The 24,081-nt window shown below is 72.1% G+C and carries 25 protein-coding genes and 1 riboswitch; of the genes, 13 read left to right on the forward strand and 12 right to left on the reverse strand.

What is annotated here, in order from left to right; genetic code table 11:
* Positions 1 to 171: 171 nt before the first annotated feature.
* The 3 genes from RIN75_RS10915 (at position 172) to RIN75_RS10925 (ending at position 3,096) form a co-directional block, all read left to right on the forward strand.
* Complete coding sequence (locus tag RIN75_RS10915; RefSeq protein ID WP_309111722.1) at positions 172 to 1,107, forward strand: aldo/keto reductase; 936 nt, start codon at positions 172 to 174, stop codon at positions 1,105 to 1,107.
* On the forward strand, positions 1,107 to 1,943 hold the full coding sequence (locus RIN75_RS10920) for an amidohydrolase family protein (protein ID WP_375295940.1): 837 nt from the start codon (positions 1,107 to 1,109) through the stop codon (positions 1,941 to 1,943). The genes RIN75_RS10915 and RIN75_RS10920 overlap by 1 nt, the downstream gene beginning before the upstream one ends.
* A 70-nt stretch (positions 1,944 to 2,013) precedes the next feature.
* Positions 2,014 to 3,096, forward strand: coding sequence for a serine hydrolase domain-containing protein (locus RIN75_RS10925; protein WP_309111724.1), 1,083 nt, complete (start codon positions 2,014 to 2,016; stop codon positions 3,094 to 3,096).
* 4 nt (positions 3,097 to 3,100) lie between these two features.
* Here RIN75_RS10925 and RIN75_RS10930 read toward each other — a convergent pair whose 3' ends face one another.
* Positions 3,101 to 3,775 carry a FadR/GntR family transcriptional regulator gene (locus tag RIN75_RS10930; protein ID WP_309111725.1) on the reverse strand — a complete coding sequence of 225 codons (675 nt, stop codon included), beginning with the start codon at positions 3,773 to 3,775 and terminating at the stop codon, positions 3,101 to 3,103.
* Between the two features lie 185 nt (positions 3,776 to 3,960).
* Between RIN75_RS10930 and nagA the strand changes: the two genes are divergently transcribed.
* Positions 3,961 to 5,160 carry an N-acetylglucosamine-6-phosphate deacetylase gene (gene nagA / locus RIN75_RS10935; RefSeq protein ID WP_309111726.1) on the forward strand — a complete coding sequence of 400 codons (1,200 nt, stop codon included), beginning with the start codon at positions 3,961 to 3,963 and terminating at the stop codon, positions 5,158 to 5,160.
* Positions 5,161 to 5,500: 340 nt separating this feature from the next.
* On the opposite strand, the gene RIN75_RS10940 is transcribed toward nagA, so the two are convergent.
* Genes RIN75_RS10940 through RIN75_RS10960 form a run of 5 tightly spaced genes read right to left on the reverse strand, consistent with a single transcriptional unit; the run spans position 5,501 to position 11,063 of the window.
* Positions 5,501 to 6,544, reverse strand: a complete 1,044-nt coding sequence (locus tag RIN75_RS10940) for an SIS domain-containing protein (RefSeq protein ID WP_309111727.1) — start codon at positions 6,542 to 6,544, stop codon at positions 5,501 to 5,503.
* A 12-nt stretch (positions 6,545 to 6,556) separates the two neighbouring features.
* The gene (locus RIN75_RS10945) at positions 6,557 to 7,969 is read right to left on the reverse strand and encodes a glycoside hydrolase family 3 N-terminal domain-containing protein (RefSeq protein ID WP_309111728.1); all 1,413 of its coding nucleotides are present in this window, start codon (positions 7,967 to 7,969) and stop codon (positions 6,557 to 6,559) included.
* A 4-nt stretch (positions 7,970 to 7,973) separates the two neighbouring features.
* A complete protein-coding gene (locus RIN75_RS10950; RefSeq protein ID WP_309111729.1) occupies positions 7,974 to 8,792 on the reverse strand; it encodes a carbohydrate ABC transporter permease in 819 nt (272 codons plus the stop codon).
* Complete coding sequence (locus RIN75_RS10955; RefSeq protein WP_309111730.1) at positions 8,789 to 9,772, reverse strand: sugar ABC transporter permease; 984 nt, start codon at positions 9,770 to 9,772, stop codon at positions 8,789 to 8,791. The genes RIN75_RS10950 and RIN75_RS10955 overlap by 4 nt, the downstream gene beginning before the upstream one ends.
* A 7-nt stretch (positions 9,773 to 9,779) precedes the next feature.
* A complete protein-coding gene (locus RIN75_RS10960; RefSeq protein ID WP_309111731.1) occupies positions 9,780 to 11,063 on the reverse strand; it encodes a sugar ABC transporter substrate-binding protein in 1,284 nt (427 codons plus the stop codon).
* Between the two features lie 262 nt (positions 11,064 to 11,325).
* Here RIN75_RS10960 and RIN75_RS10965 point away from each other — a divergent pair, with 262 nt between their 5' ends.
* Both RIN75_RS10965 and RIN75_RS10970 read left to right on the forward strand, forming a co-directional pair.
* On the forward strand, positions 11,326 to 12,087 hold the full coding sequence (locus RIN75_RS10965; protein ID WP_309111732.1) for a GntR family transcriptional regulator: 762 nt from the start codon (positions 11,326 to 11,328) through the stop codon (positions 12,085 to 12,087).
* Positions 12,088 to 12,283: 196 nt separating this feature from the next.
* Positions 12,284 to 13,741 (forward strand): MFS transporter, encoded by a 1,458-nt coding sequence (locus tag RIN75_RS10970; RefSeq protein WP_309111733.1) that lies wholly within the window; start codon positions 12,284 to 12,286, stop codon positions 13,739 to 13,741.
* Between the two features lie 508 nt (positions 13,742 to 14,249).
* Here RIN75_RS10970 and RIN75_RS10975 read toward each other — a convergent pair.
* The gene (locus RIN75_RS10975; protein WP_309111734.1) at positions 14,250 to 15,170 is read right to left on the reverse strand and encodes a threonine/serine dehydratase; all 921 of its coding nucleotides are present in this window, start codon (positions 15,168 to 15,170) and stop codon (positions 14,250 to 14,252) included.
* 58 nt (positions 15,171 to 15,228) lie between these two features.
* Between RIN75_RS10975 and RIN75_RS10980 the strand changes: the two genes are divergently transcribed.
* Entirely contained in the window at positions 15,229 to 15,759 is a 531-nt protein-coding gene (locus tag RIN75_RS10980) for a hypothetical protein (protein WP_309111735.1), read from the forward strand.
* 435 nt (positions 15,760 to 16,194) lie between these two features.
* The gene (locus RIN75_RS10985; RefSeq protein ID WP_309111736.1) at positions 16,195 to 17,361 is read left to right on the forward strand and encodes a S1 family peptidase; all 1,167 of its coding nucleotides are present in this window, start codon (positions 16,195 to 16,197) and stop codon (positions 17,359 to 17,361) included.
* Positions 17,362 to 17,592: 231 nt separating this feature from the next.
* Here the strand turns inward: RIN75_RS10985 and RIN75_RS10990 are convergent, their stop codons facing one another.
* Together RIN75_RS10990 and thiE are read right to left on the reverse strand one after the other, a co-directional pair.
* On the reverse strand, positions 17,593 to 18,348 hold the full coding sequence (locus tag RIN75_RS10990; protein WP_309111944.1) for a class III extradiol ring-cleavage dioxygenase: 756 nt from the start codon (positions 18,346 to 18,348) through the stop codon (positions 17,593 to 17,595).
* On the reverse strand, positions 18,348 to 19,007 hold the full coding sequence (gene thiE / locus RIN75_RS10995) for a thiamine phosphate synthase (protein ID WP_309111737.1): 660 nt from the start codon (positions 19,005 to 19,007) through the stop codon (positions 18,348 to 18,350). The genes RIN75_RS10990 and thiE overlap by 1 nt, the downstream gene beginning before the upstream one ends.
* Positions 19,008 to 19,051: 44 nt before the next feature.
* A riboswitch (TPP riboswitch) is annotated at positions 19,052 to 19,163 on the forward strand.
* Here thiE and thiO point away from each other — a divergent pair.
* From thiO to RIN75_RS11015, 4 genes are all read left to right on the forward strand, one after another.
* A complete protein-coding gene (gene thiO / locus RIN75_RS11000) occupies positions 19,158 to 20,171 on the forward strand; it encodes a glycine oxidase ThiO (protein ID WP_309111738.1) in 1,014 nt (337 codons plus the stop codon). (Overlaps the previous riboswitch by 6 nt.)
* Complete coding sequence (thiS, locus tag RIN75_RS11005; protein WP_309111739.1) at positions 20,168 to 20,368, forward strand: sulfur carrier protein ThiS; 201 nt, start codon at positions 20,168 to 20,170, stop codon at positions 20,366 to 20,368. Before thiO ends, thiS begins: the two co-directional genes overlap by 4 nt.
* 2 nt (positions 20,369 to 20,370) lie before the next feature.
* Positions 20,371 to 21,129, forward strand: a complete 759-nt coding sequence (locus tag RIN75_RS11010) for a thiazole synthase (protein WP_309111740.1) — start codon at positions 20,371 to 20,373, stop codon at positions 21,127 to 21,129.
* Positions 21,130 to 21,219: 90 nt separating this feature from the next.
* The gene (locus tag RIN75_RS11015) at positions 21,220 to 21,651 is read left to right on the forward strand and encodes a MarR family transcriptional regulator (protein ID WP_309111741.1); all 432 of its coding nucleotides are present in this window, start codon (positions 21,220 to 21,222) and stop codon (positions 21,649 to 21,651) included.
* Here the strand turns inward: RIN75_RS11015 and RIN75_RS11020 are convergent.
* The gene (locus RIN75_RS11020; protein ID WP_309111742.1) at positions 21,648 to 22,082 is read right to left on the reverse strand and encodes an SRPBCC domain-containing protein; all 435 of its coding nucleotides are present in this window, start codon (positions 22,080 to 22,082) and stop codon (positions 21,648 to 21,650) included. The genes RIN75_RS11015 and RIN75_RS11020 overlap by 4 nt on opposite strands.
* Between RIN75_RS11020 and RIN75_RS11025 the strand changes: the two genes are divergently transcribed.
* Positions 22,081 to 22,686: a helix-turn-helix domain-containing protein gene (locus RIN75_RS11025; protein WP_309111743.1), complete on the forward strand. Its 606-nt coding sequence runs from the start codon at positions 22,081 to 22,083 to the stop codon at positions 22,684 to 22,686. The genes RIN75_RS11020 and RIN75_RS11025 overlap by 2 nt on opposite strands.
* Here RIN75_RS11025 and RIN75_RS11030 read toward each other — a convergent pair.
* The gene (locus RIN75_RS11030) at positions 22,613 to 23,173 is read right to left on the reverse strand and encodes a VanZ family protein (protein ID WP_309111744.1); all 561 of its coding nucleotides are present in this window, start codon (positions 23,171 to 23,173) and stop codon (positions 22,613 to 22,615) included. The genes RIN75_RS11025 and RIN75_RS11030 overlap by 74 nt on opposite strands.
* A complete protein-coding gene (locus RIN75_RS11035; RefSeq protein WP_309111745.1) occupies positions 23,170 to 24,021 on the reverse strand; it encodes a class I SAM-dependent methyltransferase in 852 nt (283 codons plus the stop codon). Before RIN75_RS11035 ends, RIN75_RS11030 begins: the two co-directional genes overlap by 4 nt.
* Between the last annotated feature and the right edge of the window lie 60 nt (positions 24,022 to 24,081).

The raw sequence follows: 24,081 nt of genomic DNA on the forward strand, positions 1-24,081 counted from the left end.
CGCTGTCCGGCGTGCTGATGCTCGGGCTGGTGGAGAACATCCTCCGGCTGCTGAGCGTCAGCGGGTTCTACATCAACGCCTCCTACGGCGCGGTGATCATCCTCGCGCTGGTCGTGACCCGTTACGCTACCGGCAAGGTGCAGGAGTGAACACGACGTGGCAGGAGCTGCCGTGATCCCGTTGTCCCGCTTCGGTTTTGGTGCCGCGCCGATCGGCAACCTGTACTCGGAGGTCACGCCGGAACAGGCGGTGGAGGCGGTGGACGCCGCCTGGGACACCGGCATCCGGTACTTCGACACCGCGCCGCACTACGGTCTCGGCCTGTCCGAACGGCGGCTGGGCGCGGCGCTGGCCGTGCGCCCGCGGGACGAGTACGTGGTGTCGACCAAGGTCGGGCGACTGCTGGAGCCGATCGACGGCGACGGCGACGACCTGGCCAACGGGTTCGCCGTCCCCGCCACCCACCGCCGGGTGTGGGACTTCAGCGCTGACGGCGTGCGCCGGTCGCTGGAGTCCTCTGTGGACAGGATGGGGCTGGAGCGAGTCGATGTCGTCCTGCTGCACGACGTGGACTTGCAGCCCGAGTTCCGCGAGCAGGCGGCCACCGAGGCGTTCCCCGCTTTGGCGGCGCTGCGGGACCAGGGCGTGGTGCGGGCCGTCGGCGTCGGCTTGAACCACTGGGAGACCGCCGAGTGGTTCGTCCGCGAGACCGGCATCGACGTCGTGCTCCTGGCCGGCCGGTACACGCTGCTGGACCAGTCGTCGGCGGACTTCCTCGACCTGTGCGTCGAGCGCGGTGTCGCGGTCGTCGCGGCGGGCGTGTTCAACTCCGGGATGCTGGCCCGTCCCGAGGTCCCCGAGGACGCCACCTACGACTACGCCGCCGCGCCCGCCCACCTGCTCGACCGCGCCCGGCGGATCGCCGCGGTGTGCGCGCGCCACGACGTGACCCTGCCGCAGGCCGCGCTGGCGTTCCCGTTCCGGCACCCGGCGGTGGTGTCGGTGCTGGTGGGGGCCCGGTCGGCGGCGGAGGTCCGGGCGAACGCGGCCCACCCGGCCGTGCCCGGGGGGTTGTGGGACGACCTGCGTGCGGAAGGCTTGTTGTGATCGTCGACGCCCACCACCACGTGTGGGATCTGTCGGTGCGCGACCAGGACTGGATCACCGACCCGCCGATGGGTGCGATCCGCCGGTCGTTCGGGGTGGCGGACCTGGTGGCGGTGGCTCCCGAGGTGACCCGGACCGTGCTGGTGCAGACGGTGACCGTGGCCGAGGAGACGCCGGAGTTCCTGGCGCTGGCCGAGGAACACGAGATCATCGGCGCGGTCGTCGGCTGGACGGACCTGATGTCACCGGCCGTGGGCGACGCGTTGGCGGAGCTGGCGGAGGGTGCCGGGGGACGGTGGCTGCGCGGCATCCGCCACCAGGTCCAGCGCGAACCGGACCCGGAGTGGTTGTGCCGCAAGGACGTTCGACACGGCCTGACCCGGCTGGCCGCCCAGGGACTCGTCTACGACCTGGTGATCCGCCCGCACCAGCTCCCGGCGGCCCGGCGAACGGCGGCGGCCCTGCCCGACCTGCCCTTCGTCCTCGACCACTGCGCCAAGCCGCCCATCGCCGGCGGGGGTTCGTCCAACGAGTGGGCGGAGGGCATCCGGTCGCTGGCCGCGCACGAGAACGTGACGTGCAAGGTGTCGGGGCTGGTCACGGAGGCGGACTGGCGGACGTGGACGGTGGCGGACCTGCGGCCGTGGTTCGAAGTGGTCCTGGACGCCTTCGGCCCGGAGCGCTTGATGTTCGGCTCCGACTGGCCGGTGTGCCTGCCGGCCGCGTCCTACGGCGAGGTTCTGAACACGGCGCGGGAACTGGCCGCCGAGCTGACCCCGGCCGAGCGGGAGCGGCTGTTCGCGGGCACGGCCGTCGAGGTCTACGGGTTGTCCTAGGGACATCCCCACCGCCGGACCGGGGGCTTCCCGGATGGATCTTGGTGGGTGCCGGCGGCAGGCTGCCCGCATGCGAAAACTCCTGCTGATCCCGTTGACGGCCCTGGCTTTCACCGCCGTGCCCGCCCAGGCGGCGACCGTGCCGCCGCTGAAGCCCGAGGCGCTCGCCGCGGCCGTCCAGCCCGGTCCGGACGCGTCCGGCGCGCTCGCCCGGGTGTCCGGCACGGCCGGGGCGTGGCGGGGCAGCGGCGGGGTGGCGCGGATCGGCACGTCCGCGCCGGTCCACCCGGACGGCCGGTTCCGGGTCGGCAGCATCACCAAGCTGTTCACCGCGGCGGCGGCGCTCCAGCTCCAGGAGCGGGGGACGCTCGACCTCGACCAGACCGTGCAGCACTACCTGCCGGACCTGCTGCCGAAGACGTTCGTGCACCCGATCACCGTCCGTCAGCTGCTCAACCACACGCACGGCATCGCCGGGCACGGGTTGCCGCACAAGGACCCGGCGTGGTTCTTCGAGCACCGTTACGACACGTTCGACCCGGTGGAGCTGGTGCGCATGGGTGCGGCGGCGGGTCCGCGGTTCGTGCCGGGCGAGCGCCAGGAGTACGGGAACATGGGGTACCTGGTGGCCGGTCTGGTGATCGAGGAGGTGACCGGCCGGCCGTACGGTGACGCCGTCCGCGAGCTGGTCCTGCGCCCGTTGCGGCTGCACGACACGTACCTGCCCGGTGCCGAGACCCGCATCCGGGGCGTCCACGCGCGTGGCTATGAGGCGACGGCGGACGGGTACGTGGACGTCACCGAGGTCAACCCGACCCTCCAGTGGGCGGCGGCGGAGATCATCTCCAGCGCCCGCGACCTCGACCGCTTCCTGAACGCCCTGTTGCGCGGCCCGTTCCTGACCGACCGCGCCCGAGCGGAACTGATGACCGTGCCGTTCGAAGGCGCGTCCCACGCGCTGGGCATCTCCCGCCTGGACCTGGGCGGCGGCCTCGTGGTGTGGGGCAAGTCCGGTGACCGTCCGGGCTACAACAACGGCGTGGCCGGGACCCTCGACGGTTCGCGCACCCTGGTCTACTCGGTCAACACCCTCCGCATGGGCGGCGACCGCTCCCCGACGGCGATGCGGATCATCGCCGCCGCGTTCAGCTAGGGACTCAGGCGAGGTCGGACAGCCACTGCTCGACACCGGCCACGTGGACCGTCGACCACGAACGGGCCAGCTCGGTCTGGTGAGCTGCCAGGGCGTCGACGATGGCGCGGTGTTCCGCCACGGTGCGGTCCACCGCGCCGGCCTGCGTGATGCCGCGCCAAATGCGGACCCGGACGGTGGGGCCGGCCAGGGTGTCCAGGAGTTGGGCGAGGTAGGCGTTGCCCGAGCACTGGGCGATGGCGCGGTGGAACTCCAGGTCGTGCTCCACCAGCTCCTCCACCGACCGCGCGTGCTCGGCGGCGTCGCACAGGGTGCGCAGGGAGGCGATCTCCTCCGCTCCGACCCGTTGGGCGGCCATCGCCGCGGCGGCCGGTTCGAGGATGCGCCGGACCTGGAGGACCTCCAGCACCGAGTCCTCGCCCCGGTGGAGGTCCAGCACGAACGACAGCGCGCCCAGCAGGTCGTCCGCGCGCAGGCTGGAGACGTAGGTCCCGTCGCCCTGCCGCACGTCCAGCACCCTGACCAGCGACAACGCCTTCACGGCCTCGCGCAGCGAGTTGCGGGACAGGCCCAGGCGCTCGGCCAGGTCCGCCTCGCGCGGCAGTCGGTCGCCCGGCTTCAGCTCACCGGACGTGATCATTTCCTTCACGCGCAGGATCGCGTCGTCGGTGACCGCCACGCCGGAACCTCCGTAGACCTCGGATGTCTGGCCCCAAGTATGAGCCAACCGGTGACGGTCGTGCGCCCAGGCCCGTGTTAAGAGACTTGATGACTTTTGGGACGTATATTCGGTTATCTTCTAACCACGCGTGACGCCGCCCGCCGCTTCCGGCCATAATGGTCTGGACCATTTGAGGAGGGACCTTGGACACGGTTGTCGCAGCTCCGCGAGCACTGCTCGGTCGCACCATCACCGGTCCCGCCAGCGTGCGCATCAGGGCGGGACGGGTGGTCGAGGTCGTGACGGGCGAACCGCCCGCCGACGCCGAGGTGCTGGCCGACGGGCTGCTCACCCCGGGCCTGGTGGACGTGCAGGTCAACGGGGCGGTGGGCGTCGACTTCGCCGAGGTGGACGACGAGGGCATGCGCGTCGTCGCCAAGGCCTTCCCGCAGACCGGCGTGACCCGCTTCGTGCCCACGCTGATCACCGCGCCCGTCCCCGAGGCGTTGCGCCAGGCCCGGGCCGTGCTGGCGGCTTCGGCCGCGCTGCCCGCCGGCTCCGGCGCGGTGCCGCTCGGGGTGCACCTGGAAGGGCCGTTCCTGTCGCCCAAGCGCGCGGGCGTGCACGACCCGGCGCTGATGGTGGACCCCGGGCCGGGCGAGATCGACCTGCTGCTGGCCGACGACCTGCGCGGACACCTGCGCATGGTGACCCTCGCGCCCGAGCAGCCCGGCGGCCTGGAGGCCGTGCGGCGCTTGTCGGAGGCGGGCGTCCTGGTCGCCGTCGGGCACAGCGACGCGACCGGCGAGCAGACGCGGGCGGCGGCCGAGGCCGGCGCGCGCATGGTGACCCACCTGTTCAACGCCCAACGCCCCCTCGGGCACCGCGAACCCGGCGTGCCGGGCGTGGCCCTGGTGGACGACCGGTTCACGTTGGGCCTGATCGCCGACCTGGCCCACGTCGGCCCCGACGTGTGCAGGTTGGTCTTCAACGCCGCCGGCCCCCGGGTCGCCCTGGTGACCGACGCGGTCGCGGCGGCCGGGATGCCTCCGGGCCGCTACCAGCTCGGCGGCGCGGACGTGGTCCTGACCGAGGACGGCGTGCCGCGCTCGCCCGAGGGCACCATCGCCGGCAGCGCCCTGACCCTGGACCGGGCCGTGCGCAACATCGTTTCGGTCGGCGTGGACCTGGCGGACGCGCTGGCGTCGGCCACGATCGTCCCGGCGGACGTGCTCGGCGAACCCACCCTGGGCCGCCTGGCGCCGGGCGCGGTCGCCGACCTGGTCTGGTGGGACGACCACCTCAAGCCCCGCAAGGTCTGGGTGAACGGCGAGGTCGTCTTCGACGCAACGGCCGACACCTCGATCGACGTGACCACGGAACTCGCCGCCGCCCGCCAGTAACCGCAAAGGCCCGCACCCTCGGGGAGGGGGTGCGGGCCGCGCGCTTCAGCGCCGAAGGCGCAGCTTTTGGTCGGGCTGCCAAGCCACAGGAAGGGTCTCGGTTCGTCCCCCGTACGGCCTGGGCGCAGCCCAACCGCGCTTCGCCCTTCTTGGCAACCAGCTTTACCGGTTGCCAAGAAGGGCGAAGGGTGGTTGCCTCCGGCAGGCCGTACGGGGGACGAACCGACGCCCTTCCACCCCCCGGGGGCCTGCCGCGCGGCGAGCGCCGCTTTTACGCTTCAAGCTTTTGATCTTGAAAGCGCGCCGGCGCGTCCATCCCGAAAGCGCGAAGCGCCAACGATCAGCGGGTGCGCGTGACCTTCTTCAGGCCGCGCGGGCTGTCCGGGTCGCCGCCGCGCGCCAACGCCAAGCCGTGGGCCAGGCGCTGCACGGGCAGGATCTCCAGGATCGGCGCGACCTCCTCGGCCGTCTCCGGCACGGGGATGCGCAGCACCGCCGACACCTCGTCCGCCGCCGACCCGACCGCCACGACGTCCGCGCCCCGCCCGTGCACCACGTCAAGGACGTCGTGCAGCGCGTCCCCACCCCGCCCGGCACTGGTGATCGCCAGCACCGCCGTCTCCGGGTCCACCGCCGCCACCGGACCGTGCAGCAGGTCCGCCCCCGAGTACGCCCGAGCCGCCAGGTAACTGGTCTCGGCCAGCTTCAAAGCAGCCTCCAACGCGGACGGCAGCGAGTACCCCCGGCCAGTGGTCAGCACCCGGTCCACGAACCGGTAGCGCTGCACGGCCTCGGCCACCGCGTCCGCCGACAGCTCCAGCGCCGCCGCGGCCTGGTCGCCCAGCGCCGCCGCGTGCGCCCCATTTCCACCACGGATGGCGTCGACCAACAAGTACAGCGCGAGCAGGGTCGCCGAGTACGTCTTGGTCGCCGCCACGGCCTGCTCGACGCCCGCGCCGACGTCGACCGACAGCTCCGCCGCGCCGTTCAACGGGGAGTCCGCCGTGTTGGTCACCGCCACGGTCAGCGCCCCGCGCGCCCGCGCGGACTCGGTGACCTCCAGCAGGTCGGGCGACCCGCCGCTCTGGCTCACCGACACCAGCAGCACGTCGCGCAGGTCGGGCTGCGCGCCGTAGAGCGTCGTGGTGGAGGGGGACACCAGACCGGCGGGCAGTTGGAGCAGCACCTCGGTCAGGTACTTCGCGTACAGGGCCGCGTGGTCGGACGAGCCGCGTGCCGCGAGCAGCACGAAGCGCGGCTGACGGGCGCGGATCGCGTCCGCGACGGCCGCGATGGAGGAGCGCCGGGCGACCAGGTCCGCGAAGATCGCGGGCTGCTGGTCGATCTCGGCCGCCATGTGCCTGCCGGGCTGGTGGTCGGTCATCGGAGCCCTTTCTCAGCTGGCGGCGATGCGCTCTGCCGCGGCACGCAGGCACACCCGTGAACCGCCGTGGGTGTTCACGCGGGCAGCGGTGCCCAGGTCGGGACCCGGCACGCCGGTCTCGACGTGCACTAGGTCTAGACCAATACTAACCAGCGAGAGGACCAGGTCGCGAGCCCACGGGTGGCGATGTGCCTCTCTCGTCACCACCACGATGGTCCTCCCGTCCGCCTGCGCCGCAACCTCGTCGACAGTCCTGGCGTTCGACGTGACAGTCCCCGGCACCAGCTCGGCCAGGTACGGCCCCAGCCCCCACGGCACGTCCCCCACCGCGATGGACGGCTCGACCGCCAGGTCCAGCACCAGCGGCGCCCCGGACAGCGTCAACGACCCGGTCACCTCGATCGCCCGCCGCGCCGCGCGCATCCCGATCTCCGGGTCGTGCCCGTCCACGGCCGCCGGCGGGGTGCCCAGCGCCGCCGTGCGCCGCGCCGCCTCCTCCAGCCGCTCCCGGGACAGCTCGCCCCGCTCCACGGCCGCCACGATGCTGTCCACCAGCCACTGGATGCCCGCGTCGTCCAACGGCTCGCCGCCCAGGCACAACGCGTCCACCCCGGCGACCAGCGCCCGCACGGACCCCTCCGCCAGGTCACCGCCAACGGCCTTCATGTCCAGCCCGTCGGTGATGATCGCCCCGGTGAAGCCCAGCTCGTCGCGCAGCACGGCCACCGCGCGCGGGTTGAGCGTGGCGGGCGCGTCGCCCCACGCCGGCACCACGAGGTGCCCGGTCATGATCGACCGCACCCCCGCCTGCACCGCCGCCCGGAACGGCACCAGCTCGACCTCGCGCAGCTCCTCCTCCGTGCGCGGCAGCACCGGCACGGCCAGGTGCGAGTCCACACTGGACGCGCCGTGGCCCGGGAAGTGCTTGGCGCACGCAGCCACGCCGACCGCCTGCATGCCCTCCACGAACGCCGCCACGTGCGCGCCCGCCTTCGCCGGGTCCGACCCGAACGACCGCACGCCGATCACCGGGTCCTCCAGCGTCAGCACCAGGTCCGCCGAGGGCGCCAGGTCCAGGCTCACCCCGCACGCCGCGAGCCGCGCCCCGACCGACGCCGCCACCTCGCGGGTCAGCGCGAGGTCGTCCGCCGCGCCCAGCGCGTGGTTGCCCGGCACCTCCGACCCGCGCCCCGCGTCGAGCCGGGTGACGTCGCCGCCCTCCTCGTCGATGCCGATCACGACGTCCGGCCGCACCCCGCGCAACGCGGCCGTCAGCGCCGTGACCTGCTCGTCGTCCACGACGTTGCGGCCGAACAGCACCACCCCGCCCAGTCCGTCCGCGACCCGCTTGAGCAGCCAGTCCGGTGCGGTCGTGCCGTGGAAACCCGGAAGCAGCACAGCTGCGGCGAGCTGGTGCAACGACATGCGCCTACCCCTTCACGGCACCGGCGGTGACACCGGTGACCATCTTGCGCTGGACGACGAGGAAGAACACCAGGACCGGCAGCGTGAACAGCGCCGACGCGGCCATCGCGCCGCCCCAGTCGGTGCCGAACGCGCTCTGGAACCCGGAGAGCCACACCGGCAGCGTCTCCTTGGTCTGGTCCTTGATCAGCGACAGGGCGTAGAGGAACTCGTTCCACGCCGTGACGAACGCGAACACCGAGGTGGCCACCAGGCCCGGGCCGAGCAGCGGCAGCGTGACGCGGCGGAACGCGCCCCACCGGCCGCAGCCGTCGACCATCGCGGCCTCCTCCAGCTCCAGCGGGATGCCGTTGACGAACCCGCGCAGCGTCCACGCGCAGAACGGCAGGGTCACCGCGAAGTAGATGAGGATCAGCGACGGCAGCCGGTCCAGCAGCTCCAGGTCCCGCATCATCAGGAACATCGGGATCAGCAGCGCCTCGAACGGCGCCATCTGCGCGACCAGCATCAGCAGCACGAACTGCTTGCGGCCCTTGAACCGCATCCGGGACATCGCCAGCGCGGCGAGCAGGCCCACGACGATCGACGCGACCACCGCGCCCAGCGTCACGAACAGGCTGTTGCCCATCGAGCTGAGGAACCCGGGCTTGTTCCACGCCGTCGCGAAGTTGGTCGCGGTGACCGACAGCGGGATCAGGTCGTAGTCGGTGGACACCAGGTCCTTGGTCGGCTTGAACGCCGAGGACAGCATCCAGTAGACGGGGAACGCGAAGAACACCGCCAGGACGATGCCGACGACGTTGGCCGTGACCTTCTTCGTCACAGTGACCCCTCCTGGCGGAGCAGGCGGCGCAGGTACTGGAAGGTGAGCAGCCCGAGCAGGACCATCATCACCACCGACACCGCCGCGGCCACGCCGAAGTGGCTCTTGGAGATGCCTTCCAGGTACTGGTAGACCGGCAGCGTGGTGCTCGCGCCGTCCGGGCCGCCCTTCTTGAACGCCCAGATCTGGGCGAAGACCTTGAAGTCCCACAGCAGGGACAGGAACGTGACCATGAGCAGCAGCGGGCGGATCTCGGGCCACGTGACGGCGCGGAAGGTCTGCCACGCGGACGCCCCGTCGATGCCGGCCGCCTCGTACTGCTCGCGCGGGATGCCGATCACGCCCGCGTACAGCGAGAACGCCAGGAACGGCACCGCCTGCCACACGATCAGCAGTCCGATCACGGACAGCGTGGACGTGCCGGTGGTGAACCACGAGAACCCGGCGAAGGAGTCGAAGCCCAGCTTGACCAGGGTCTTGTTGAGGATGCCGTACTGCTGGTCGAAGATCCACTGGTAGACCGTGGTCGCCGCGAGCAGCGGCATCGCCCAGGCCAGCAGCATCGCGACCTGCAGCGCGATCCGCACCACCGGGCTGATCTGCCGCATCAGCAGCGCGATCAGCAGGCCCGCCACCACCGAGACCGCCACCACGGCCGCCGTGAACACCACGGTGCGGACCGTGATCGTCCAGAACTCCGGCTCGGCGAAGATCTTCGCGTAGTTGTCGACGCCGACCCAGACGACCTGGCCCCGGGTCAGCTCCTTGAGGTTGAGCTGGCGGAAGCTCGTCACGAGCAGGGACAGGACCGGCCAGCCGATCAGCCACAGGATGGCGACCAGCGCGGGGGCCAGCAGCAGGTAGGGCAGCGTCCGGTCGAAGGCGCTGCCCCGCCGGCGCGGCGCGCCGCCCGGTGCGGCACGCCGCGGTGCCGACGAGGTCGTCGGCACCGCGGCGTCGGTGGTGTGGACCGCCGTCATGCTGAGGTCATCCGCCCAGGGTCTTGGAGAGGGCGGCGTTGGCGTCGGCCGTGGCCTGGTCCAGCGACTTCGCGCCGGTCAGGTAGGCGGTCAGCATGTCCTTCAGCGGGTTCTGGCCGGCCTCGACCGCGGCCCAGGCGGGCGTGGTCGGGGTGACCTTGCCGTTCGGGGCGGACTCGGCGAGCGCCTTGCCCAGCGGGGTGGTGGCGAGCTTGGCGGTGTCCTTCGAGGTGCCCGGCACCGCGCCGCCCTCGGCCAGCATGTCCTGGTACTTCTTGCTGCTCAGCAGCTTCAGGTAGGCCTTGGCCAGGTCCTGGTTCTTCGAGCCCGCCGGGACGGCCAGGTTCGAGCCGCCGAGGAAGACCGGCGCGGTCTTGCCCGAGGTCTTGGACGGGATCGGGAACGCCGAGGTCTTGTCCTTCAGGGTCGGGTCGGCCTTGACGGCGCTGCCCAGCTCCCACGGGAGGCCGATCATCATCGCGGTCTTGCCCTTGGCGAAGACCTCGAACTGCTGCGGGGTGGCCTCGTCGGCGTCCTTCGGGGCCTTGGTGCCGGAGGTGTCGACCAGCTTCTTGTAGAAGTCGACGCCCGCCTTGGCCTCGGGGGTGTTCAGCGCGCCGGCCCACGCGGAGCCCTGCGCCTTGGCCACGTCGCCGCCCTCGTCCCAGATGAAGGACAGCAGCGCGTACCAGGACTGGCCCGGCAGGTACAGGGCCTGGAACTCCGGGTCCGCCGCGTTGGCGGCCTTCAGCTTCTCGATGGCCGCGACCCACTCGTCACGGGACTTCGGGGTGTTCTCGACGCCCGCGGCCTTGAACAGGTCGGTCCGGTAGATCACCGTGCGGTTCGCGGCGTAGAACGGCATGCCGTACTGCTTGCCGTCCCAGGTCAGGGAGTCCTTGAGGCCGGACAGCCACTGGTCGCCGTTGAGGGTCGAGACGTCGCCGCTCAGGTCGAGCAGGGTCTCCTCAGCCGCGAACTTCGCCGTCTGGGTGTTGCCCAGCTCGATGACGTCCGGCGGGTTGTTGCTGGTCAGAGCGGTGGTCAGCTTCTCCTGGATGCCGTTCCACTTCTGGATCTCGTACTTGACGGTGACGCCGGGGTTCGAGTCCTGGAACTCCTTGTGCAACGCGTCGGTCAGGGTGGTCGGCGCGGAGCCGTCCATCAACCAGACGGTCAGCGTCTTGGGTTCACCGGAGTTGCCGCTGCCCTTGTCGGTGCTCGTGCCACATCCGGCCACGGCCACCGCGAGTGCGGCGGCACCTACGGCCAGTCCTCTCCAGCCCTTCACGTGTGCGCCCTTTCCCAATGCCCCGGTCCCGCTGACCGGAACGACCAAAGTGGTGTAGACCAATGCGGCCTAGAGTGTGCCTCGCCACAGGACCTGTCAAGGACGTTGCCGAGACGTTGCAAAGTCATCGGACCAATTCGCGGCTCGCGGACGGGGGTCTGGAGGACGATGTCGGGGGTTGTCCGGGGGTTCGAGGACACGATCCGAGGTGGACAAGGCATCCTGTTGTGTGGGAGAGCACTGACCGGTCGAGGAGGAAGGCATGCTGGAGACGAGCCCGGCAACCGGCGTCGACGCCAGGTCTCGCGCACAGCGCGAGCCGAAGTACTGGGGCCTCAAGCGGCACCTGCTCGACCTGCTGCGCGCGCTGCCGCCGGGATCACCGATCCCGACCGAGCGCTCGCTCGCCGCGGAGTTCGACGTGTCGCGCACGACCGTGCGGCAGGCCCTGGCCGAGCTGACCGTCGAAGGACGGCTGCTGCGCGTGCAGGGCAAGGGCACGTTCGCGGCGGAACCCAAAGTGGCGCAACGACTTCAGCTGTCGTCGTACACAGAGGACATGAAGGCACAGGGCCGGCAGCCGTCGTCGCGGTTGATCGAGGCGTCGGAGATGCCCGCGGAGGCGGAACTGGCGCGGCTGCTGGGTGTGCGGGCGGGCGCGAAAGTGTTGCGCTTGCACCGCCTGCGGTTGGCCGACGGTGAGCCGATGGCCATCGAGACCACGCACTTGGCGCTCGGGCGGTTCCGGGGGCTGCGGCGGTACCTGGCGCCGGGGGCGTCGCTGTACCAGGTGCTGCGGGAGCGGTTCGGGGTCGAGATGGGGCACGCCGAGGAGACCATCGAGACGGCCCTGGCGTCGCCGGAGGAGGCGGAGCTGTTGGGCGCGGACATCGGCCTGCCGATGCTCCTGCTGTCCCGGCACTCCTTCGACACCGAGGGCAACCCGGTCGAGTGGGTCCGCTCGGTGTACCGCGGCGACCGCTACAAGTTCGTGGCGACCCTCAACCGCCCGGTGTCCGACTGATCGTGTCGGACCGCGCCGCCCCCCGGCTCGGGCGGGGTTGTCGGCGGCGGAATTGTCGGTGGGGCGTGGGACCATGGCGTCGGGGGCCGGAGGCCGGCGGCGGTGTCGGTGTAGGTGGCCGGCGGCGGTGTCAGGTGGCCGGCGGCGTCGGGGCCGGAGGCCGGCGGCTTGATCGGGCGAAGGCCACAATGGGGCTGTGGCGAACACGGTTGTCTGGGGTACTCCGCGGGCTAGGGCCGTGCTCGCCGCGACCATCCTCGGGTCCGGCATGGCGATGCTCGACAGCACGATCGTCAACGTCGCCCTCCCGCGCATCGGGGCCGAACTCGACGCGGACGTCGCCGGGCTCCAGTGGATCCTCGACGGCTACCTGCTCTCCCTCGCCGCGCTGATCCTGATCGCGGGCTCGCTGGGCGACCGGTACGGCCGGCGCCGCGTGTTCGTCTTCGGCGTGGTCTGGTTCGGCATCGCGTCGCTGCTGTGCGGGCTCGCGCCGAACACCGAACTGCTGGTCGCCGCGCGGGTGTTGCAGGGGGTCGGCGGGGCGCTGCTCACGCCCGGGTCCCTGGCGATCATCCAGTCCGCGTTCGTGCCGGACGACCGCGCCCGCGCGATCGGGGCCTGGTCCGGTCTGTCGGGTGTCGCCACGGCGGTCGGGCCGTTGCTCGGCGGGTTGCTCGTGCAGGTCTGGTCGTGGCGGCTGGCGTTCCTGGTCAACCTGCCGGTGGCGGCGGTGTGCGTGTGGCTCGCGCGGGCGAAGGTGCCCGAGTCGCGGAACGACGAGATGACCGGCCGGCCGAACGTCGTCGAGTCAGTAGTCGGAGCTTTGGGGTTGGCAGGCATCACCGGTGCGCTGGTCGAAGCACCCGCCCGCGGCCTCGACCCGCTGGTGGTCGGCGCGGCGGTGGTGGGGGTCGTCGGGCTGGTCGTGTTCGTGCTGCTCCAGCGGCGCGGCCGGGACGCGCTGGTGCCACCTCAATTGTTCAGCGATCGAACATTTGTGCTGGCCAACGCCCTGACGCTCCTGGTGTACGCGGCGCTGGGCGGGGTCATGGTGCTGATGGTCCTGCAACTCCAGGTGTCTCTCGGCTACTCGCCGATGGCGGCCGGATTGGCCGGTCTGCCGATCACCGCGCTGATGCTCGTACTGTCCGCCACGTCGGGCCGGGTGGCGCAGCGGATCGGGCCACGCGCACAGCTAGTCATCGGACCTTTACTCGTGGCAGCTGGAATGCTCCTGCTTCGGCTCGCCGAACCCGGGGCGAGCTACCTGACGGGCGTGCTGCCCGGAATCCTCGTGTTCGGAGTGGGCCTGGCGGTGGTGGTGGCACCCGTGACCGCGACCGTGCTGGCGGCGGCTCCGGACCGTTTCGCGGGCGTGGCCTCCGGGGTGAACAACGCGGTCGCACGCACCGGCAGCCTGCTCGCGGTGGCTGTGCTGCCGGCGGCGGTGGGGCTGACCGGCGACTCGTACGCCGATCCGGTGGCGATGACCAACGGGTGGCAGATGGCGTTGCTGCTGTGCGCGGTGGCGTCGGCGATCGGCGGGCTGCTGGCCCTGGGCACCGACAACAACGTCCTCCGCCCCCAGGAACCCGGCCAAGAGTGCCTCTCCTGCGGCGTAGACGCCCCACCACCCCGCGTCCGCAGCTAGAACACCACCCCGCCGGCCGCCGGATTTGTCGTACCCCGGTGGGACAATGGAAACCGGGGGCGGCAGCCGGCCCACGCGCACCCCGCCGCCGCGCAACCCCGCCTCGCCCCCCGGCAGCGCCCCTGCGGGCAGCGCCTGCCGAGCCTCCCCGCCGAGCTGTGCCGCCGCCCCCTCGCCGCGCCTCCCCGCCCTGCTGCGCAACGCTGCTGCGCCCCAGCCGGCAGCGTGCGCCCGGGCAGCGCCTGCCACGCCGCCTCGCCGAGCCGCCGAGCCGCCGAGCCGAGCCGCGTCCCGAGCCGCGCCGCGGCGCCGGCCGCCGCGCCGTCGCCTGCGGCTGGAGCGCCGCCGCCCTGCCGCCGCCCCAGCCGCCCCGCCGCCCTGCCGCCGTCCCGAGCCGCGCCGCCGTCCCGAGCCGCGCCGCGTCACGGCGCCGGCCGCCGCGCCGTCGCCCGCGGCTGGAGCGCCGCCGCCCTGCCGCCGCTCCAACCGCCCCGCCGCGTGTTCGCACCTAGAGCATCGTCGCGAAGACCTCCGGGTCGACGTTCCCGCCCGAAACCACCGCCACCGTCCGCGCCGACGGCGACTTCAGGTACGCCGCCGTCGTCACCGCCCCGCTCGGCTCCACCACCAGCCGCGCCTGCCGGGCCAACCGCCCCACCGCCGCCGCGATCTCCGCCTCCGACACGGTCACGATGTCGTCCACATACGACCGGATGTGCGCGAACGTCAGCTCCGACGGCTGCGCCCGCAACCCGTCTGCCCCGGTCCGCTCCCGGTCCGCCGCCGACCACCGCACCAGCTCGCCCGCCCGCAACGAGGCCGCCGCGTCCGCCGCCAGCTCCGGCTCCACCCCGACCACCCGGGCCGCCGGCCGCAGGGCCTTCACCGCCGTCGCCACCCCGGAGATCAACCCACCGCCGCTCACCGGCACCAGCACCGTCTCGACGTCCGGCAGGTCCGCGACGATCTCCAGCCCGACCGTGCCCTGCCCGGCGATCACGTCCGGATGGTCGAACGGCGGCACCAGGGTCGCCCCGCGCTCCTCGACCAACTCGTACGCCCGCTGCTCCCGCTGCGCCATCGGCACCTGCACGACCTCCGCGCCGTGCGACCGGGTCGCCGCGACCTTCACCGCCGGCGCGTTGTCCGGCACCACGATCACCGCCGGCACCCCGAACAGCCGCGCCGCGTACGCCACGGCCTGCGCGTGGTTGCCGCTGGAGTACGCCACCACACCCCGCGCCCGCACGTCCGGCGCGAGCCGGGCCAGCGCGTTGTACGCACCCCGGATCTTGAACGCGCCGACCACCTGCAGGCTCTCCGGCTTGAGCATGAGCCCCTCGTCGAACCGCAGCAGCGGCGTGCGCACCACCGCGCCCTCCAGTGCGGCGGCGGCGGAGCGGATGTCGTCGATCGTCACGAGTCGCATGGAGACGATCCTCACGGGAAACCAACCGCCCGCGCCGGCTACCCGTCCACCGGAGGAGATGGTGGACCAGGACAAGAAGCTGGAGATCAAGCCCGCGCAGGTGGTCGCGGGCGCGTTGGGCGCGGTCACCGCCGCCGTGCTCGGGGCGCGGCTCGACCTGGCGGGGACCGTGGTCGGGGCGGCCGTGGCGAGCGTGGTGAGCACCGTCGGCGCCGCGCTCTACCAGCACTCGATCGAACGGACGCGGGTGCGGTGGGCGGCGGCCGGGTTGAGCGCCGCGCTGGTGTTCGTGGTCGGGGTCGTGGTGTTCGGCGGGGCCGAGCAGGTGCGGGGGACCGCCGTGCCGAGCCCGGTGCCGACGACCCGCCGGCAACCCGTCCCGGAACGGGTCGACGTACCGGAATCCACGACGAGCACCACGATCACTGCCCCGAGCACCACGACTACGGCGCCGAGCCCCACGACGACCACCGGGTCGTCCGTTGCGCCAACCACGACACCGCCGACGTCGACGACTACTCCGACGACCACGGCCAGTTCTCCTGCCTCACCCGATCGTCGCAGCAGCGTTCACACTCCAGGGCCATGAAGCGCCGGAGTCCTCACTTCTGGCAAAACACCCCAAATCGGTGATCGTCTCATTACCTTGAGTGAGAGTTAACTGTCAAACGCTACACAGCGCAGTCAAACCGTCGTGAGCTGTGACACACTTCGCGCTCAGATGGACTGTGCCGTCATAGGTAACAGCCTGATAACGTCGCTCGAACGGGCGACTACTGGTCAGTAGCGACCGGGAAGGGAGGCGCCACGTGCGGGAGCTGCGAGCGCCCGGTGCCCGGGTCGAGCGCGACGTGACGACGGCCGTGGTGCGCGTGACGGGAAGAGCCCGCACCATCGGAGAAAGAAAAGGGGTGGGGCGACCCCTGCCGCCGCCCCACCACCCGTCCCCCTAAGAGCCCCCGAGAGCGGTCCCTGCAACCAGGCTCTCGGGTTCCCTGCACCCGAAGATGAGGGAGACGCCTAAATGAACCGCACGAGTGCGGCCCGCCTCGCCGCGGCTGTCTTGCTCGCCACCGGCGCGGCTACAGCTCTCAGCGTACCGGCGATTGCGGGCCCTGCCGCCCCCTATGGCACAACCGCGTCCGACACGGAGAGCTACCCGGCCGAGTTGCTCCAAGCGGTGCAACGCGACCTCGGCCTGAACGCGGAACAGGCCAAGGTCCGTCTGGCGAGTGACGCCAGGTCGGGTGAAGCCGAGGCGAAGGTCCGCGAGGCGCTGGGCGACGCGTTCGCCGGCGCGTGGATCGACTCCGCCACCGGCAAGCTCACCGTGGGTGTCACCGACGCCGCGAAGAGCGACGCCGTCCGCGCGCACGGCGCGGAAGCCCAGGTCGTCCCGTTCTCGCAGCGCGCGCTGATCGGGACCAAGACCGCCCTGGACACCCTCTCCGCGCCCCAGGCCATCACCGGCTGGCGCGTCGACGACAAGAGCAACTCCGTCGTGGTCGAGGTCAACCGCCACGTCTGCGACGCGGCGGCGGACCAGTTCCTCGCGGCCGCGAAGGCGGTCAGCCCGGCGGTCCGGGTCGTCGAGGTCGAGCACTCGCCGACCACCCTGTACGACACCCGCGGTGGTGACGCGTATTACATGGGCAGCGGCGGCCGGTGCTCGGTCGGCTTCTCGGTGTCGGGCGGGTTCGTCACCGCCGGGCACTGCGGCCGGGTCGGCACCACCACCAGCGGCTACAACCGCGTGTCCCAGGGCACGTTCCGCGGCTCGTCGTTCCCCGGCAACGACTACGGCTGGGTCGCCACGAACTCCAGCTGGACCTCGCGGCCGTGGGTGAACCGCTACAACGGCACCAACGTGATCGTCCGCGGCTCGTCGGAGGCGGCCGTCGGCGCGACCATCTGCCGCTCCGGCTCCACCACGGGCTGGCGCTGCGGCACCGTCCAGGCCAAGAACTCGACGGTGAACTACCCGCAGGGCACGGTCTACGGCCTGACCCGCACCAACGCCTGCGCCGAGCCGGGCGACTCGGGCGGCTCGTGGGTCGCGGGCACGAGCTTCGGCCAGGCCCAGGGCGTGACCTCCGGCGGTTCCGGCAACTGCTCCTCCGGCGGCACCACGTACTTCCAGCCGGTCAACGAGATCCTGAGCGTCTACGGCCTGCGCCTGACCATCGGCTGACGCACTTGAGGCGCGCGGTCACTTCCCCCTGCGGACCGCGCACCGCGTGAAAGCACCCCTCGGGCCTGTCCCTCCTCCCCTCAGGCCCGAGGGGTGCTGCGGTGTTGGATGGCGCGCCTCCGGCGCGGGGCTCAGCCGCCCGAAAGTCGGCTCGTCGCGCCGCGTTTCCCGCCGATCGGAAAGGTTGATCGTCGGGAAAGGCGACGCGACAAGCCGACGACGGCCTCGCGGTCACGAAAACTGCACGGACCTCTTCGAGAGGCCGTACCAGAAGCCCTCGACCGTCGTCGCTGCTTCCTGATCCGCGCTCGCGCCCAAAGACACGAAGAGCGGGGCGAAGTGCTCGGTCCGCGGGTGTGCGATGCCGGCCGCCGGCGCCTTGTGCTGGAAGTCCAGCAACGCGTCCACGTCACCGCCGACCAGCGCCCGCCCCGCCCAGTCGTCGAACTCCGCCGACCACGACGGCGGCGCGCAGTCCGGCCCCTGGCGCATGTCGACGCAGCTCAGGTTGTGCGTCATGAACCCGCTGCCCACGATCAGCACGCCCTGGTCGCGCAGCGGCGCCAACCGGCGGCCCACCTCGAACAACCGGCGCGGGTCGAGGGTCGGCATGGACATCTGGAGCACCGGGATGTCCGCCTCCGGGAACATCTCCTTCAACGGCACGTAAGCGCCGTGGTCGAGCCCGCGCGCCTCGTCCTGGTACACCGGCTCGTCCACCAGCTCGGCCACCGAAGCGGCCAGCTCGGGCGCGCCCGGGGCCTCGTAGGTGACCTCGTAGTACCGCTGCGGGAAGCCCCAGAAGTCGTAGGTCAGCGGCACGGTCGTGGTCGCGCCCAGGGTCAGCGGGATCGCCTCCCAGTGCGCGGACACCACGAGGACCGACTCCGGGCGCGGGAACGTCGCGGACCACGACCGCAGCTCGCCGGTCCACCGCTCGTCGTCGGCCAGCGGGGGAGCCCCGTGGCCCAGGTACAGCACAGGCATCACGCCTGCGACTGTACGCCCTTTAGTTGAAGTTTCAACGATGTGGCGGCGGCCTTCGGGTCCTCCGCGTCCGTGATGGCGCGCACGACCACCACCCGCGACGCCCCCGCGTCCAGGACCTCGGGCAACCGGTCCCGGTCGATGCCGCCGATGGCGAACCACGGCCGGTCCGTCGTACCCGCCGTCGCGCGGACCAGGTCCAGGCCCGGCGCGGGGCGGCCCGGCTTGGTCGGGGTCGGCCAGCACGGGCCGGTGCAGAAGTAGTCCACGCCCGGCTCGACGGCCGCCGCCCGCGCCTGGTCCACGTCGTGCGTCGAGCGGCCGATCGCCACGTCGTCGCCGAGGATGCGGCGGGCGGCCGGCACCGGCAGGTCGTCCTGGCCCAGGTGCAGCACGTCCGCGCCCACGGCGTGCGCGACGTCGGCCCGGTCGTTGACCGCGAGCAGCGCGCCGTGCCGGGCGCACGCCTCGGCCAGCACCTCCAGCGCCGCGATCTCCTGCTTGGCCTCCAGGCCCTTGTCGCGCAACTGCACGACGTCCACGCCGCCCGCGAGCACCGCGTCCGCGAAGTCGGCGAGGTCGGGCCGCGTCGGCGTGCAGAGGTAGAGCAGCGAGTCGGCGAGCCGCCGCCTGATTTGCGTTCCGTCGAGTCCTGGCACGCCCGGCACGGTAACCGCCGGCCGGAATCGTGCGCTACGGTGGACGTGGTCCGCACGGGAGCCTGGAGATCACCGGGCTGAGAGGGAGCGTGGTTCGCTCCGACCGTCGAACCTGATCCGGGTCATGCCGGCGCAGGGAGCGTGAGTGCCTTGGCAAGTGCGAGTGGGGTCACCGTCGTGGGCGGCGGTGTCATCGGGTTGTCCGCCGCGTGGTTCGCGGCGCGCGACGGGTTCGACGTGACCGTGGTCGACCGCGCGTCGCCGCACGGCGGGTCGTGGGTGGCGGGCGGGATGCTCGCGCCGATCACCGAGGCCTGGCCCGGCGACGAGGACGTGCTGGCCCTGGGCGTGGAGTCGCTGGAGCTGTGGCCGGGGTTCGCGGCGGCGCTCGACGTGCCGTTGAGCCCCGTCGGGACGCTCGCGGTGGCCGTCGACGCGGCGGACTCGGAAGTCCTGGACCAGTTGTGCGCGTACCTGGGCCGGATGGGCCGCAAGGCCGACCGCGTGACCAGGCGTGAGCTGCGCGCGCTGGAGCCCGGACTGGGGCCGTCCGTCCGAAGTGGACTGTCTGTTCCCGGCGATCTCTCGGTGGACAACCGGGTTCTGCTGGACGCGCTGCGCCGCGCGTGCGCGGAGAACGGTGTCCGGTTCACCGAACAGTCCACTGTGGACACCGAGGTCACCGTCATCGCGGCGGGCGCGTGGAGCCGCGACCTGCACCCCGCCCTCAAAGACGTGATCAGGCCGGTCAAGGGCGAGATCCTGCGACTGAGAACGAGACCCGGCGCGCTGCCGCCCCCGAAGCACACCATCCGCGCCCACGTCTCCGGCCGCCCGGTCTACCTGGTGCCGCGCGAAGACGGGCTGGTGCTCGGCGCCACCCAGTACGAGGCCGGGTTCGACCCGGACGTCACCGTCGGCGGCGTGCGGGACCTGGTGCGCGACGCCGAGGTGGTGTGGCCGGGGATCGCCGAGTACGCGCTGGCCGAGTGCGCCGCCGGGTTCCGCGCGGGCAGCCCGGACAACGCGCCGGTCGTCCGGTGGCTCGAACCCGGCGTGCTGGCCGCCACCGGCCACCACCGCAACGGCCTGCTGCTCGCCCCCGTGACGGCGCGGCGGGTGCTCGACCTGCTCCGGGAAGCTCGCGAAGGAGGACACGGGTGAAGGCTCGGGTGAATGGTCAGGAACGGGAACTGGCCGACGGCGCGACCGTCGCGGCCGTGCTCGACCTGTTGGGCGCGCCGGCCGCCGGGGTCGCGGTCGCGCTGGACGGCGAGGTCGTGCCGCGGGCCGCCTGGGCGTCCACCCCGGTGCCCGAGGGCGCCGCCGTCGAAGTGCTCACCGCTGTGCAGGGAGGCTGAACGTGGACGATCCGCTGGTCATCGCCGGGCGCGAGTTCGGGTCCCGGCTGGTCATGGGCACCGGCGGCGCGGCGAACCTCGCCGTGCTGGAGAAGGCGCTGGTGGCGTCGGGCACCGAGCTGACGACGGTCGCCATGCGCCGCCTCGACTCCTCGGGCGGCGGCGTGCTGGACCTGTTGCGCCGCCTGGGGATCGACGTGCTGCCCAACACCGCCGGCTGCCGGGGCGCGGCCGAGGCCGTGCTGACCGCCCGGCTGGCGCGGGAGGCGTTGGAGACGAACTGGGTGAAGCTGGAGGTCGTCGCCGACGAGCAGACCCTCCTGCCCGACCCGATCGAACTGGTCGAGGCCGCCGAAAGGCTGGTGGACGACGGTTTCGTGGTCCTGCCCTACACCAACGACGACCCGGTCCTGGCCCGCCGCCTGGAGGACGTCGGCTGCGCGGCCGTCATGCCGCTGGGCTCGCCCATCGGCACCGGCCTGGGCATCCGCAACCCGCACAACATCGAGCTGATCGTGGCCCGCGCGGGCGTCCCGGTGATCCTCGACGCGGGCATCGGCACCGCCTCGGACGCCGCCCTGGCCATGGAACTGGGCTGTTCGGCTGTGCTCTTGGCCACTGCGGTGACCCGTGCGCAGGACCCGGCCCGGATGGCCGCGGCCATGCGCGCCGGCGTGGAAGCGGGAAGGCTGGCGCGGTTGGCGGGCCGCATCCCGCAGCGGTTCTGGGCCCACGCGTCGAGTCCTGCGCCGGACGTCTGATGCGTTGATCACCCGACGGGCGGTGGCGGTCCTCCGCGCACCCGGCATGATGGATGCTTCATCCCATCCTTCATGTCAGTAGGAGGTGCGATGGCCGCCGAGCAGGTCGAGGACGCCACCGCCCGGCTGTACCTCGCGATCGGCAGGCTGTCCCGGCTGCTGCGCCGAACCGGCTCCCCGGGACTGGGCCCCGGCGCGGTGTCCGCGCTGGCCACCCTCGCCCGCTGCGGCCCCATGCGCCTGGGCGACCTGGCCGCGAAGGAGGGCGTGGCGCCGCCGACCCTGTCGCGCATCGTCGCGGCCCTGGTCGAGGCCGGTTACGTCAAGCGCGACCCGGACCCCCAGGACGGCCGCGCCTGGCTCGCCACGCCCACCCCGGAGGGCGTGACCATGGTGTCCGGCGTCCGCTCGGCCCGCGTGCAGGAGTTGCAACGCCGGATCGAGGAGCTGTCGCCGGAGCACCGCACGGCCCTGGTCAACGCGTTGCCCGCCCTGGAGGAACTGGTCGGCGAGGTCGGCTAGGCGCGTCGCTCGGCCTCGGCCTTCAGGGCCCGGTTGAACGCGTCGAACTCCGCCGTGAGCACGTCCTTGCTTTCCGCGTACACCGCGTCGGCCAGCGCCCCGCTCCACACCTCGCGGTTCACCAGGCGCGTCCGCGCGCCCTCGTCGCTCAACTCCCAGCGGTGCCGCCCGAAGAACAACTCCGGGTCCCCGCCCTCCGAGGCGAGCAACCCCGGCGGCTCCACCGTGGTGATCCGGCCTTCGAACTCGCGCTCCGCGGGCGACCCCCACGCCGCACGCGTCCGCACCTCCGCCCCTTCCTCCGCCTCACCGGACACGTACTCGATCAGGTCGTTCCACTCCCGGTACCGGCTGAAATCGGTCAGCACCGCCCACACCACCGCCGCCGGGGCGTCGATGACGACCTCGGTCCTCAGCTCATTTTCCTGCATGGTCGTGCAGGTTAATGACGGCGGCCCGCGCCCGCACCCGGATAAACTCCCCCGCATCGCAGGGGTCAAGGGGCAGGTGCAGAAGCGCGGCGTCGAGCGGCGACGCGCGATGGTCGACGCCGCGATCGAGCTGTTCGGGCAGCAGGGTTACGCGGGCACCGGGGTCGCCGCGATCGCCGCGCGTGCGGGCGTGACCCCGTCGGCGGTGATCCACCACTTCGGGTCCAAGGAGAACCTGCTGCGGGCCGTCCTCGACGAGTTCGACGCGCGGGCGGCGGCTCGGGTCTCCGGACACCTCGACGGCGGCAAGGGAGGCCTGATCGCGGCCCTGTTGGCAGACGCCGAGCACACCGCGCAGCACGCGGGTCTGGCCACGCTGCACATCGTCTTGCAGGCCGAACACCTCGCGGCCCTGGGCTCCGAGGTGCGCGAACGGTTCCTCACGCGCAGCCGTGCCCTGAGGTCGGCGTGTGCCGCGTTGCTGGGCGAGGAAGCGGCGGTCGAACTCGCGGCGTTCCTCGAAGGCGCGGTCACCTTGTGGCTGCTGGATCCCGAACGGGTCGATCTTCCGGCGCTCTACGCGCGCTATCTGTCGCGGCTGTGATGAGCCATCCCGCCAGCACGGCACCGGCCGCGCCCACGGTGTTGTTCGCGAAGTCCTGCGCCTCGCACACCCCGAGACCGGTCGTGGCCTGCGCGAATTCCACGACACCGCTCAACCCGGCGGACAGCGTGAGGACGGTCAACGGGCGCTTCGTGGCGATGGTCGCGAAGAACGCGAAGGGGACGAGCATCAGCAGGTTGAGGCGCTGCAACGACCCGGTGAGCGAGAACTCGTTGGCCACGCACCAACCGATCGGGTCGGTCCTCAGCACGCCCGCGTCCAGCACACCCGGTCTGCCCAGCGTGACGGCCAGCGCCAACGCCAACCCGAACCCCGCCAGCGCCGCCGGCACCGGCCGCCACCCCCGCCACCTGGCCAGGAACACGGCCACCGTGCCGAACCCCAGGCACCCGAGGAACAACCCGGCGACCACTTCGGGTTGGCTCAGCACCAGCTCCGCGATGTAGGCGTCCTGTCGTGCGCTCATGCCATATGAGACGCACGAGTCTCCGATCGGTTGGCCTGGAAGCGGTACCTGAGGATGCGGCCCACGTCCCGGAACCCCGGCAGCTTGGCCATGATCCGCAGCGGAACACGGCCCGAGGCGGGCATGTCCGCGATCTCCGGCAGCTCCAGGCTGCGCACGTCCTCGACCAGCGTGACACCCCACGCCTCGATCGCGCGCGGCTCGTCGAGGCCCCAGAACAGGGTCGCGCCGGACCTCCGCACGGCGGGCACCAGCTTCTGCATCCTGATCCCGAACGACCCGTAGACGTCGAACAGCAACTCGCCGCTCGGGAACCGGCCCACCACCCGCTTGATCAGCGCTTCGACCTCGCTCGGACGCAGGTACATGGTCAGGCCCTCGGCGACGACCACGGTGGGCCGGTCGTCGGGCACCTCGGCCAGCCACGCGTCGTCGGTGACCGAGGACGCGATGAGCCGGTAGTCGCCGTCCGGCACGGGGAGCAGCCGTTCCCGCAGCGTCACGACCTGCGGGAGGTCGACGTCGACCCAGCGCGTGTGCGGGCCGGGGGAGAGCCGGAACACGCGGGTGTCCAAGCCGCAGGCCAGGTGGAGCACGGTCGCGTTCTCGTTGGCGCGCAGGAAGTCCCGCGTCCAGTCGTCCAACTTCTTGGCCCGCATGGCGACACCGGCCGCGCTGGAGGCGTTCATCCCCGTGCGCCGGAAGTCGTAGTCGATGCGCCTAACTGCGTCAGCCGCCGCAACGTCATTCAAGATCGGTTTGCGGGAACGGCTGTCCAACGCACGCCCATAAAGGGTGGCCAGCATCGTTTCAGGCGCGCCGGTGAGCGTGATCCGTTCACGGTCCACGCTGCAGTGTTGCACGGCGCCGCCTCCGGCGTCGCGGCGAAGCCGCCATGGAGTCCGATC

It is taken from the genome of Saccharothrix sp., from assembly GCF_031180885.1.
Lineage (GTDB): Bacteria > Actinomycetota > Actinomycetes > Mycobacteriales > Pseudonocardiaceae > Actinosynnema.

Excerpts from the sequence above, each read along its gene's own strand:
- RIN75_RS11020 (WP_309111742.1), bottom strand. The coding sequence starts at position 22,082 with ATGCAGGAAAATGAGCTGAGGACCGAGGTCGTCATCGACGCCCCGGCG.
- RIN75_RS10985 (WP_309111736.1), top strand. The coding sequence starts at position 16,195 with ATGAACCGCACGAGTGCGGCCCGCCTCGCCGCGGCTGTCTTGCTCGCC.
- RIN75_RS11015 (WP_309111741.1), top strand. The coding sequence starts at position 21,220 with ATGGCCGCCGAGCAGGTCGAGGACGCCACCGCCCGGCTGTACCTCGCG.
- RIN75_RS11025 (WP_309111743.1), top strand. The coding sequence starts at position 22,081 with ATGGTCGTGCAGGTTAATGACGGCGGCCCGCGCCCGCACCCGGATAAA.
- RIN75_RS10945 (WP_309111728.1), bottom strand. The coding sequence starts at position 7,969 with ATGTCGTTGCACCAGCTCGCCGCAGCTGTGCTGCTTCCGGGTTTCCAC.
- RIN75_RS10955 (WP_309111730.1), bottom strand. The coding sequence starts at position 9,772 with ATGACGGCGGTCCACACCACCGACGCCGCGGTGCCGACGACCTCGTCG.
- RIN75_RS10990 (WP_309111944.1), bottom strand. The coding sequence starts at position 18,348 with ATGCCTGTGCTGTACCTGGGCCACGGGGCTCCCCCGCTGGCCGACGAC.
- RIN75_RS11030 (WP_309111744.1), bottom strand. The coding sequence starts at position 23,173 with ATGAGCGCACGACAGGACGCCTACATCGCGGAGCTGGTGCTGAGCCAA.
- RIN75_RS10980 (WP_309111735.1), top strand. The coding sequence starts at position 15,229 with ATGGTGGACCAGGACAAGAAGCTGGAGATCAAGCCCGCGCAGGTGGTC.
- RIN75_RS10975 (WP_309111734.1), bottom strand. The coding sequence starts at position 15,170 with ATGCGACTCGTGACGATCGACGACATCCGCTCCGCCGCCGCCGCACTG.
- RIN75_RS10940 (WP_309111727.1), bottom strand. The coding sequence starts at position 6,544 with ATGACCGACCACCAGCCCGGCAGGCACATGGCGGCCGAGATCGACCAG.
- RIN75_RS10965 (WP_309111732.1), top strand. The coding sequence starts at position 11,326 with ATGCTGGAGACGAGCCCGGCAACCGGCGTCGACGCCAGGTCTCGCGCA.
- RIN75_RS10925 (WP_309111724.1), top strand. The coding sequence starts at position 2,014 with ATGCGAAAACTCCTGCTGATCCCGTTGACGGCCCTGGCTTTCACCGCC.